Here is an 11667-nt window from a genome sequence, read left to right as displayed (position 1 = left end):
CAGGCGCCATGAAACTCTTCATGCAAAGCCTGTTTTACAATCAAGCTCTTCCAAGTCCCATTCCAGGCGATGCCGCTCGCATATTTGGCGCCGTCAAATATGGCCTGACGATCGGAGAAGCCACGCTGGGCGTCGTCATGGACCGCATCCTTACTCTTTTCGGACTAGCGGTCGTTGCGCTGATCGGACTGATCATCCTGCGCGCTGTTTACGGGCACGACTTTCCCATCCCCTATCTGACCGAACTCACGGCGCTTGGCGTTGCGGGATCTATCACATCAGCCCTGGTGTTCAGTTGGCGCCGCCACTTATTCGTCCGGGTCTTTCCCGCAAAGCTGCACGCGTTGACCGACGCGTTGCGGGCTTTGGTCACCCACCAAAGAATGGTCGGTATATTTCTATTGACCCTCGCCATTCACGGGTTGAGCGTCGTCTCGCTTGAGATCCTCGTTCTCGATCTTGGCCTCCCGCTCGATTGGGGTCAGGCCGCAGCCGCTTTCCCGCCGGTGCTTTTGATCGCGATGGTTCCCATTTCCGTTGGAGGATGGGGCCTCAGGGAAGGCGGCATGATCATTTCACTTGCCGTGTTCGGCATAGGCACGACGGACGCGGCAACGCTATCGGTGGTTTTCGGCCTGCTGCAGCTTGTGATCGGGTTAGCCGGTGGTGTATTCGTCCTTTCGCGTCCTCATTCGGGAAAGATCAAAGCGCTCTGATGAGCCTTGCTAGATCATATGGAGCTGCCGACATGCATGCCTTGGTAACGGGAGGGGCCGGATTTATCGGCAGCCATCTCTGCGATCGCCTTTTGGAAAAGAGCTATCGGGTCACTGCGATCGACAATCTTCATCTTGGCCGCATGCGGAACATAGATCACCTGCTGGAGCGATCGGATTTTCGCTTCCATGAGCTCGATATGCTCGATCGGGAAGGCATGGATCAGCTCGTCGCGGCGGACCGCCCCGACGCTGTTTTTCATCTCGCCGCCAATTCCGATATCGCCGCAGGCAATGCCAATGCGGAACTGGATCTGCAACTCAATCAGCTGACGACGACGACGCTGCTTGCCATCATGCGCAAGCATAAAGTCGACAGGCTTTTTTTCGCCAGCACGTCGGCCGTGTTCGGCGAAGCTGAGGGGAACATCCACGAGAATCACGGCCCCTTGCGGCCGATCTCACTCTATGGCGCCAGCAAGCTTGCCGCTGAAGCCTACCTGTCCGTCTATGCGCTGTCATTCGGCATCAAGACACTGGTGCTGCGTTTTCCGAATGTCATTGGGGAGCGCTCGACGCATGGAGCGATCTACGACTTCATCAACAGGTTGAAGGCTGATCCGACGAGACTCCAGGTGCTCGGCAACGGAATGCAGACAAAGCCTTATCTCTATGTCGGCGACCTGGTGGATGCGATTCTCCTCGCATGGGACAAGGCACCCGGCGCCTATGAAGTATTTCATGCCAGCGGCATCGGCGAAACGTCCGTCCGGGATATCGCCGAGATCGTGGTCTCGAAGGTGGCAGCGGGAGCCGCCATCGAATACGGCAGCGAGGACCGCGGCTGGCTCGGCGATGTGCCGCGCTTCAGCTACGATATCAGCCGGCTCGTCGCGCTAGGCTGGTCGCCGAAGCGAAAATCGACCGAGGCCGTTGAACTTGCCGTCGAGCGGATCCTGGCGAATGGGTTCTGAAAACGCTATCCGCGAGGCAATCATTATTGCCGGGGGCCTCGGAACGCGCGCGCGCAGCATGACGGGCGACGCCATTCCGAAAGCCCTTCTGCCTCTCGACGGCGTGCCGATCATTCTCAGGCAGATTCGTGTCCTCGCCCGTGAGGGTATTCAGCATGTGCGCGTGCTTGGTGGTCACCTCGGCAGCCAGCTGGAACCTGCTCTCGGCTCGGAAGCTGAAAAACTCGGCATTACGATCGACGTCTTCGTCGAGACGTCTCCGCTCGGCACGGCAGGCTGCTTAACGACTTTGGACACGACATCAGGTGACGTACTGATCGTCTACGGCGACATGCTTTTTGACATCGACCTGGCGGCACTGGCACGTCATCGTCATCAATTTCCCGCCGCTCTGACCATCATCGCTCACCCCAACGATCATCCCCGCACATCCGATCTCGTCGTCCAGAAGAGCGGTTATCTCCAGCGCTTGTTGCCTCGCAAAACGCCCCGCAATGCGGATTGGCGCAATCTGGTGCCGGCGGGTTTGTACGTGGCCTCAGACCGATTTTTTGAGACACTCGTGCCGGGCCATACGGCCGACATGATTCACGATGTTATTCCCGATCTCCTCGAGCGTTCCATTCCGATCGCGATTTACGACACTCCGGAATACATCAAGGATATCGGCTCGCCGAACCGCCATGCCGCCGCGGAGGAGGACCTCCGGCAGGAACGGGTTCATGCGATCCATCTGTCCGTCAGAAGACCCGCGGTATTTTTCGATTGCGATGGTGTGCTCAACGAAGATGTTGGCGGCCATGGCGTCGTCCATCCCGACCAGGTGAAGATGATCGGCCGAGCCGGTGAAGCGGTGCGGCTCGCCCGCGAGGCCGGCTTCCTGGCGGTTGCCGTCACCAACCGGCCGCAGCTCGCCAAAGGCCTGCTCGATGAAGCCGGCCTGGATCATGTTCTTGGTCGCCTGGAAGCCGAGCTTGCCGAAGATGGCGGGGTCCTGGACCGTATCTATTTCTGCCCGCACCATCCGGAAAAAGGCTTCGCCAACGAGGTTCCGGCGCTGAAGATCGATTGCGCTTGCCGCAAACCGGGAGATCTGATGATCCGCCAGGCCATGGCGGAATTGCCGATCGAAAAAACCAAATCCATCATCATCGGAGACAGTCTGCGCGACATAGGTGCCGGCCGCAAGGCGGGCATCTGGGCCTATGGCGTCCGGACCGGTTATGGCCTGCGGGATGAAAAGAGCTATCCTGCCGCGCAAACAGAGATCCCGCGTGCCGATCTTGTCTTCGACACGGTCTATGACGCCGTTCGCTTTCAGTGCAGCTACCAGGATATCGGGCAAGCTCTCTTCAGCGCGATAGATGCGCGTCTTTCAAATGCGGCAGGTCCTTTGCTCGTCAGCATATGCGGTCGTTCCCGCTCCGGCAAAAGTACGTTTGCGCATGCCGTTCAGCGCATGCTCTCGGAAGCTGGTCGCAGGGTGGTGAGGCTGGAGCTCGACCGTTGGATTCTGCCGCTCGAACATCGCCGACCCGATATGAACGCGGAAGAACGCAACAGGGTCGAGTTCTATCCTGAGATCGTCAGAATGCTGCGTCAATTCGGACAGGTCGAGGCGCCCTGCTACGACGCTGCAAGCCGTGGCCAGCAGAAGGGTACGACCATCTATGATGCGCGTGATGCCGAGGTCATTCTGCTGGACGGCATTTTTGCCGGACATGCGTCGATCCGTGAAGATGTCGACATGGCTGCCTTCGTCGAAGCGTCGCAGCAGACGCTGCTGAACCGCTTTCACAATTTTTACGCCTGGAAAGGCCTGACGCCGGCGGACACCGAAGGGCTCTGGGCGTCGCGAATTCAGGAGGAGTGGCCGAGGATCGATCTACAACGGACATCGGCCGATATCGTCATCAATCTCGAGGAGGCAATCCTTTGATCGTTTCGTCCGCACCTTTTCGGGTCAGCTTCGCCGGCGGCGGCTCGGACATAGCCTCCTATTACCGCCGTCAGGCCGGCGCGGTCTTGTCCTGTGCGATAGCCAAGTACAGCTTCGTCATCGTGCACAACTACTTCAACGAAAACAAATACCATCTCAAATATACGCGCACCGAGCTCGCGGATACGCTTGAGGAGATCGCCCATCCGCTGCTGCGCGAGGCCCTGCGAATGCACCGGGTCGAGCCGGGCATCGAAGTTGCTTCCGTCGCCGACATTCCCTCCGGAACCGGTCTCGGGTCATCCAGCTCCTTTTCCGTGGCGCTGATCAATGCGCTCTATGCCCACAGGTCGCGCTTTGCCTCCAAGGATCAACTGGCGGAAGAAGCGTGTAAACTCGAAATCGATATCCTGAAGGAGCCGATCGGCAAGCAGGACCAATATGCGGCCGCACATGGCGGATTGAACTTCATCGAATTTAATTCCAACGGCGGCGTCAACGTTCAGCCCGTCGTCCTTGGCGCCGAAAAGATGGCGGAACTCGAGAGCAACATCCTGTTGTTTTTCACAGGAAGCCAGCGCGATACGCGCTCGGTGCTGTCGACGCAGGTGCAAGCCATGGAGGCGGACGAGGAAAAATTCCGGACCGTCGAGCGCATGGTGCAGTTGAGCTACGAAATGCGCGACATCCTGATGGCTGGCGATCTCAGTGCGTTCGGTGAAGCGCTGCACCGCGGATGGATGATGAAAAGATCGCTGACGTCGAAGATTACCAACAGCGCGATCGACGAGTTTTACGAGGCAGCCCGTGCTGCCGGCGCTATCGGCGGCAAGCTTGCGGGTGCAGGCGGAGGGGGATTCCTGGTTCTCTATTGCCCGAAAGACCGTCAGGAAAAAGTGCGGCAAGCGCTGTCGCAGCTCAAGGAAATCGAGTTTCGTTTTGACTGGAGCGGCGCGCGCATCGCCTTTGCGCAGTAGAGAGTGTGAATGGCACCACGTCTCATCATCACGGGATCAACCGGCTATATCGGCGCAAGACTTGTCGCGATCGCGCGTGAGCGCGGCTTCGACGTGGTTGAACTCGGCCGCCGGCCCGGCGCGGCGTGGCGCATTGGCGATGAACCTGCCGCGTCCGAACTAGAGGGCGCGGTTGGACTCGTCCATCTCGCGCATTCCTGGGCTACTCCGCCGGAGGCGGCCGAAGAAGAAAACATCAATATATCAGGCACCTTGAAGCTGGCGGAAGCGGCAAAGGCAGCCGGAGTGCCGCGCTTCGTTTTTGCCTCTTCCACCTCGTCCAGAAAAGAAGCGCTCAATATCTACGGCCGGACCAAGTTCAGGATCGAAGAGCATTTGGCTGCCAGCGAGGCGGCACCGATCGTCAGAATTGCGCGAATAGGGCTGGTTTATGGCGGCCCGCGCACAGCGATGTACGGCCTGATGGCGAAATTAGCGGCGCTCAGTCCAATCCTGCCGATGATCGGGCTCAGCCGCAAAGTTCAGCCCATTCATCTCGACGAAGTGGCCGCAGGCCTGTTGGCTCTGGCGACCGGAGAGAACCGGCCGCTGCAGACATTTGTGCTGGCGCAGGAAAATCCCATAAGCTTTGCCGCGTGGCTCAGAATTCTCCGCCGTGCCCAGGGTAAGGGCAACCTCCATTTCATACCGGTGCCGCTGATGGCCGCACTCCTTGCCTGCCGCGTGACGAAGCTTCTCCCGTTGATTCCCACGGTCGATCCGGAGCGCGTGCTGGGGCTTGCAGGCGCAGCACCGATGGAGAGTAGCGAGAGCCTCAAGCTCCTGAAGTTGAACCTGTCTGACCCGGCGACTGCGCTTGCCGGGGAATTTGGCCAGACACACGAGGAGCCATCGCGACGTGAGGCACAGGCTCTGCTGCGATATCTCGGCACCAGACCCACGGAAGCACAATTGCAGCGGCTCTGCGAAGGGCTTCAGCGCGAAGGGCTGTCGCCGCTCGGCCTCTCCCCGGCACTCATCAGGCATCCTGGTTTGCTGGCCTTCTTTGAACCGCCGGCCAATCGAATGCAGCATCGGCTCGCGCGAGCCCTCTATCTCGCTGACCTCGCGAGCGAGCCGGAAAGGCATTCAGGCAGAAAGGCCGGGTTTTTCGGCGCAATATCGACCATTGCCGGCGATGTCCTGCTCTTTCCGCTCCGCGCGCTTTTAGCGGGGAGATATCGATGAATGAGCCGGATGCCGACTTCATCATTATCGGCAGCGGGCCCGCAGGTGTTTCAGCTGCGTTGCCGCTCATAGCGGCCGGCCGCCGCGTTCTGATGCTGGATGCCGGCAATGATGCCGGGCTGCAGGAAGAAAACCGCAGTGCGCGCGTCCTGGGAAGCGATCTGGAATCGCTGCGCGCGGACGACGGCAGCTCGCCGAAGCTGCAGACCCCTGCGGCACGGGAAATTCTCGAACCTTTTCGACACCAATCTGGCATCGCCGGCAACGGCTTCATACCGATCGGCAGTCTCGCCCGCGGCGGCCTCTCCAATATCTGGGGAGCGCAAATCAGCTATCTCGACGCCGAGGACATCGCGGATTGGCCGATAGACATCGCCTCCCTGCAGAAATCCTACGAGTACGTCGCCAAACGCATCGGCATCAGCAGGAATGCTGATTTTACGACAGGCGCTAACGGCGAGCCGGTCCTGCCGCTTGGGGCGACAGCGGCCCATGTTCTCCATCGGCACCAGGCCGCAAAGCCGGCTGATAAATCGTTCCGGCTTTTTCCCGCCGTCAATGCCATACTTTCGGAGGCGAAACCCGGGCGGGCGGCATGCGATCTGCGCGGCGACTGTCTCTATGGCTGCCCGAGCGGCGCAATCTATAACAGCAGGCAGGATTTGCTTCCGTTGCGCAAATCCCCGCATTTTCGTTTGCTCGACAACATGCGGGCCGTCTCACTGACACGCAATGCAGGCTGGACGGTCGGAACGGCCGACGGATCCTCCTTCTCCGCGCCGAGAATAATTCTGGCCGCAGGAGTCCTTGGAACGGCCGCCCTGCTGGCGGACCTCCTGCCGATTGACGAGCAGGGACTGCGTCTTTTGAACAGTCCCACGCTCGCCGTTCCTCTGCTCTCCCCCGCAAGGTTGTTGCGTTCACCGACGGCGACGCACAGCCTTGCGCAGCTCGGATTATCTCTGCGCTACGGCGACCGCGCATCCGATTACGTGACGGGGGCGATCTATGAGGTCGGATCCCTGCCGGCCCAGAGCTTCATCAACAGGATGCCGCTCGGCCGAAAGGCCGGGCGCGCCGCGTTCCAGATGATCGCCAGCAGTCTCCTCGTCGCGACGATCTATTATCCCGGCAATCAAAGCCGGAGCTACATCGGTCGAGATGCGACGACAAAAAAAGGTCTGACTATCCGCGGCGGCTTCGCGGAAGGTTTCGACATCCGTGCCGAGGCCTTGAAAAAAGCGCTCCGCCGGGAATGGAAACGGTTGGGACTCATTCAGCTCCCAGGCGCATCGCTGGCGGAGCCGGGCATCGACGCGCATTTTGCCGGCACCTTACCTATGGGCGCATCCGGTCCGTTTGGCACCTCTTCGGACGGCGAATTGAATCGCCATCCCGGTCTTCACATCGTCGACGGCTCGATCCTTCCGGATCTGTCCTCGAAATATGTCACGATGACGATTATGGCCAACGCCGATCGCATCGCCAATCGCCTCGCCGAAACGGAAGCAAATTCGGCATTTTAGCGTTGAATTTCACTGCCAGAGCGTTGGCGATGAACGGAACGCATCGGCCAAATTCGATTGGCGAGATGAATTCTCGGCTCAGGCAATACCGCCCAGGCATACATATTTAAGTTCGGTATATTCGTCCAACCCGTGCCTTGACCCTTCGCGACCGAGACCCGACATCTTCACGCCGCCGAACGGAGCCTCGGCCGTGGAGACGAGACCGGTATTGACGCCGACCATCCCATATTCGAGAGCTTCGGCCACACGAAATACCCGCGACAGATCGCGAGCGTAAAAATACGAAGCAAGCCCGAATTCGGTGTCGTTTGCCTGTTCGATGACGTCCTCCTCGTCGCGGAAACGGAAGAGCGGTGCAAGCGGCCCGAAGGTTTCCTCGCGCGCGACCTGCATGCCGGCAGCGACATCGCGCAGGATCGTCGGCTCGAAGAAATGGCCGCCGAGCGCATGGCGTTTGCCGCCTAAGACGATCCCGGCACCCTTTGAAACGGCATCGCTGATATGGCTTTCGACCTTGGCGACGGCATTGTCGTCGATGAGCGGGCCAAGCACGACGTCACGGTCGAGACCGTTGCCGACCTTCAAGCCCGAAACCGCCTCGGCGAGCTTGGTGGCAAACGCTTCGTAGACGCCGTCCTGGACATAAAGCCGATTGGCGCAGACGCAGGTCTGGCCGTTGTTGCGGAACTTGGCGATGAGCGCGCCTTCGACGGCAGCGTCGAGATCGGCGTCGTCGAAGACGATGAACGGTGCATTGCCGCCAAGTTCGAGACCGAGCTTTTTGATCGTCGGCGCGCATTGCCGGTAAAGCAGCTCGCCCGTCCGGGTGGAGCCGGTGAAGGTCAGGCCTCGAACGTCACGGCTTGCCGTCAACGCCCCACCAATTGCCGCTGCATCACCCGTGACGATGTTAAGAAGCCCAGGCGGCAGGCCGGCGCGCTCAGCGAGAACGGCGATCGCTATGGCGGAGAATGGCGTCTGCAGCGCCGGCTTGAGAACGACGGCGCAGCCGGCGGCAAGCGCGGGGCCGATCTTGCGGGTGATCATCGCGTTCGGAAAGTTCCAGGGCGTGATCGCCGCCACCACGCCCGCAGGCTGGCGCAGGACGAGTATCCGCTTGTCCGGCTGATGTCCCGGTACGACCTCGCCGTTGATGCGTCTCGCCTCTTCGGCGAACCATTCGATGAAGCTTGCACCATAGGTGATCTCCCCCTTGGCCTCGGCCAGGGGTTTTCCCTGCTCCAGCGTCAGGATCATCGCCAGATCGTCGCGGTTTTCGATCATCAGCCGGTGCCATGCCTTCAGAACGGCGGCGCGCTCCCCGGCGGTCTTCTTCGCCCAAAGCTTCTGGGCAATGACCGCGGCGCGGATGGCATCTTCCGTTTCCGCGGCACCGAGGTCAGGGACCACCCCCAGCGGCTCGCCTGTCGCCGGATTGCGGACCGTCGCCGCCTTGCGGCCTTCCGCTTCGATCCAGCGATCGGCGATGGGGCATGCCTGACGGAACAGCGAGGGATCATTGAGCTTCATATGACAACTTTCAACAGAATACGTGAGCGGCACCGGGATCGAAATTCAGATGGACTATATCGCCACGGCTGAGCCCGGCGATAGCCTCGTGACCGAACGGCAGGCGAACCGCCAGCACCTCGCCTGTCGCAGTCTCGGTCGAGACGTGAATATTGTTGCCGAGGAAGGTAATGTCGCTGACCGTCGCGGCAAGACCCGCTCCCGCCGCCTGGTTTCGCGACAATCGAATGCGCTCAGGCCTCAGCATCAGGGCTGCCCTCGTCCCGGAGGTTCCTTTTCCATGCACCGGAATATGATCGAAGACGCTCCCGCCGCCAAGCGAAATGGTGGCCTGCCCATCGGAAGATGACAGCAGGTCGCATGAAATGAAGTCGCTGTCGCCGATGAATTCGGCAACGAAGCGGGTCCGCGGATTGGCGTAGAGTTCCGGGCCTGTCCCGATCTGGTCGATGACGCCCTTGGAAAAGACGGCGATGCGGTCGGAGAGCCGCAGCGCCTCCTCCTGGTCGTGCGTGACATAGAGGATCGTCACTTCGGTCTGCTGGTGGATCCGGCGTATCTCATGCTGGATTTCCTCGCGCAGCTTCTTGTCGAGCGCCGACAGCGGCTCGTCCATCAGAAGCACCGGCGGATCATAGGCAAGGGCTCTGGCAAGGGCGACGCGCTGCTGCTGGCCGCCGGACATTTGCGCGGGCTTGCGATCCTCGAAGCCTTCGAGCCTGACGAGGCGCAGCATCTCCTTCACCTTGCTGTCGACCTCGGCCTTGGACTTGCGCCTGACCTTCAGCGGGAATGCGATGTTTTCGCCCACCGTCAGATGCGGAAACAGGGTGTAGCGCTGGAACACCATGCCGATGTTGCGCTTGTGCGACGGCGTGTCGAGCAGGGTCTTGCCCTCCAGCGTGATGTCGCCTTTCGTCGGAGTTTCAAAACCGGCCAGGATGTAGAGGGTCGTGCTTTTCCCGGATCCGGACGGTCCGAGAAAGGTCAGGAACTCCCCGCGCCGAACGTCGAGATTGACGTCGTGGACGGCGACGACAGGGCCGTATTCCTTGCGTATTCCGCGGATCTGAAGGAATGGTTCTTTCATTGTTTCAGTACCTTACGCACGACGGCAACCAGCGCCATCAAGAGGATCGTCAAAAGGATGAGAAGGGTCGACGCCGCAGCGACAACCGGCGTCAGGTCCTGCCGCAGCGTCGCCCATACTTTTACCGGCAGCGTCTGCAGGGTCGGGCTGGACATGAAGATCGCCACCACCACCTCGTCCCAGGATGTCAGGAACGAGAAGACGGCCGCCGAAAACAGCCCATGGCTGATCGCAGGCAGGGTGACCCTGATCTTTGCTTCCAGAGGCGAGGCGCCGCACAGAACCGCCGCATCCTCGATCGATTTGTCGAAGCCTTCCAGCGCGCTTGATATGGACAGGATCGAGAAGGGCAGCGCGAGAACGAGGTGCGAAATGACGAAACCCGCCAACGTGCCGCCCAGGCCGATTCTCAGGAAAAAGGCATAAAGGGCAACCGCAAGAACCACGACGGGAAGGATCATCGGCGTCAGGAACAGCGCTTTCAGCGAATCACGGAACAGGAACGAACCGCGCACCAGCCCGAAGGAAGTCACGAGCCCGAGCAGCACCGACAGGATCGTCACGATGACCGCGATCTTGAAGCTCGTCCAGGCCGATTCCAGCCAGCGCGGATCGGCAAAGAGCTCGCTGTACCACTGAAACGTCCAGCCGGGCGGCGGAAAGATCAGCCATTGCGAGGAGCCGAACGAGAGCGCCGCAATAAAGACGATCGGCAGTAGCAGAAAGGCCGCAGTCAGAAGCGTGATCGCCAGCAGGATATATTTCCACCAGCCGAGGCGGTCGAAATTGAGCAACATATCAACGCCCTCCCGGGTTCTGGTTGCCGACGAAGCGCAGTTGCACGGCATAAAGCGACAGAGTCACCACGAGGAGCACCAGCGCCGCGGCTCCTCCCATTCCCCAGTTGACCAGCGACTGCACGAATTGCGCGATCAACTCTGCGAGCATCATGTTCGCGGTGCCGCCGAGAAGCGACGGCGTGACGAAATAACCAAGGGACATGACGAAGACCATGAGGGCGCCAGCCGCCATGCCGGGCATGGCCAAGGGCAGCAGGACACGGGTCAGGCACTGCCACCGGTTGGCGCCGCAAAGGGCTGCCGCCTGCAGGGTCGACGGGTCGATCTTCCTGATCACGCCGTAGAGAGGCAGGATGATGAAGGGCAGCATGATATAGGTCATGCCGATCGTCACCCCGGTCAGGTTGTTGACCAGCTCCAGGGGTTTGTCGATCAGCCCCATTCCGATCAGCATCTTGTTGATGAGCCCCGTCCGTTGCAGCAGCACCATCCAGGCATAGGTGCGGGCAAGCAGGTTGGTCCACATCGACAGGAGCAGGATCGCAAAGATTACCGAGGTCAGCCGCCCGGGCATGATTGCCAGCGCCCAGGCAACGGGAAATCCGATCAGCAGCGAAATCGCCGTGACCAGACCCGAGACGATGAAGGTGTTGGCGAAAATCTTGAGATAGGTCGCGGACCCGATCAGCTGCGCATAGTTTCCAAAACCCGGCACCGGTTCCAGCACGCTTCGCAACAAGAGCACCGCCACCGGCGCGATGAAGAAGATCGCCACGAAGGCGAGAGCCGGAAGGACCCCGCCGAAACCTGTTGCTTTGCGTACCTTTGGCAGGGGCACAATTGCAGCGGAGGCATCGCTATATGTCGACATGACAGTCCTTCCCA

10 protein-coding genes are annotated in these 11667 nt (G+C 60.3%); 6 read left to right on the top strand and 4 right to left on the bottom strand.

What is annotated here, in order from left to right; genetic code table 11:
• The 6 genes from FY112_RS05240 to FY112_RS05215 all read left to right on the top strand — a co-directional run.
• Positions 1–716: lysylphosphatidylglycerol synthase transmembrane domain-containing protein (locus tag FY112_RS05240; protein ID WP_151517894.1), on the top strand; the 716-nt coding region annotated here is incomplete at its 5' end.
• Entirely contained in the window at positions 716–1690 is a 975-nt protein-coding gene (locus FY112_RS05235; RefSeq protein ID WP_348642718.1) for an NAD-dependent epimerase/dehydratase family protein, read from the top strand. The genes FY112_RS05240 and FY112_RS05235, both read left to right, overlap by 1 nt.
• Entirely contained in the window at positions 1680–3629 is a 1950-nt protein-coding gene (locus tag FY112_RS05230; RefSeq protein ID WP_151517892.1) for an HAD-IIIA family hydrolase, read from the top strand. Before FY112_RS05235 ends, FY112_RS05230 begins: the two co-directional genes overlap by 11 nt.
• Positions 3626–4606 carry a GHMP kinase gene (locus FY112_RS05225; RefSeq protein ID WP_131643834.1) on the top strand — a complete coding sequence of 327 codons (981 nt, stop codon included), beginning with the start codon at positions 3626–3628 and terminating at the stop codon, positions 4604–4606. Before FY112_RS05230 ends, FY112_RS05225 begins: the two co-directional genes overlap by 4 nt.
• A gap of 9 nt (positions 4607–4615) precedes the next feature.
• On the top strand, positions 4616–5833 hold the full coding sequence (locus tag FY112_RS05220) for an NAD(P)-dependent oxidoreductase (protein ID WP_131643833.1): 1218 nt from the start codon (positions 4616–4618) through the stop codon (positions 5831–5833).
• Positions 5830–7359, top strand: a complete 1530-nt coding sequence (locus FY112_RS05215; protein WP_151517891.1) for an FAD-dependent oxidoreductase — start codon at positions 5830–5832, stop codon at positions 7357–7359. The genes FY112_RS05220 and FY112_RS05215 overlap by 4 nt, the downstream gene beginning before the upstream one ends.
• Before the next feature lie 78 nt (positions 7360–7437).
• On the opposite strand, the gene FY112_RS05210 is transcribed toward FY112_RS05215, so the two are convergent.
• From FY112_RS05210 to FY112_RS05195, 4 genes are read right to left on the bottom strand one after another with little or no spacing between them, the layout of a single operon-like run.
• Entirely contained in the window at positions 7438–8892 is a 1455-nt protein-coding gene (locus tag FY112_RS05210) for an NAD-dependent succinate-semialdehyde dehydrogenase (protein ID WP_151517890.1), read from the bottom strand.
• Positions 8893–8902: 10 nt separating this feature from the next.
• Positions 8903–9982: an ABC transporter ATP-binding protein gene (locus FY112_RS05205; RefSeq protein ID WP_151517889.1), complete on the bottom strand. Its 1080-nt coding sequence runs from the start codon at positions 9980–9982 to the stop codon at positions 8903–8905.
• Positions 9979–10779, bottom strand: a complete 801-nt coding sequence (locus tag FY112_RS05200; protein WP_151517888.1) for an ABC transporter permease — start codon at positions 10777–10779, stop codon at positions 9979–9981. The genes FY112_RS05205 and FY112_RS05200 overlap by 4 nt, the downstream gene beginning before the upstream one ends.
• A 1-nt stretch (position 10780) precedes the next feature.
• Positions 10781–11653 carry an ABC transporter permease gene (locus FY112_RS05195; protein ID WP_151517887.1) on the bottom strand — a complete coding sequence of 291 codons (873 nt, stop codon included), beginning with the start codon at positions 11651–11653 and terminating at the stop codon, positions 10781–10783.
• Positions 11654–11667 lie beyond the last annotated feature (14 nt).

Origin of the sequence: Rhizobium sp. PEPV16 (assembly GCF_008919455.1) — a bacterium.
Lineage (GTDB): Bacteria > Pseudomonadota > Alphaproteobacteria > Rhizobiales > Rhizobiaceae > Rhizobium > Rhizobium leguminosarum_Q.
Note: the sequence above shows the minus strand (reverse complement) of the source record. Positions and strands in the feature narration are given on the sequence as shown.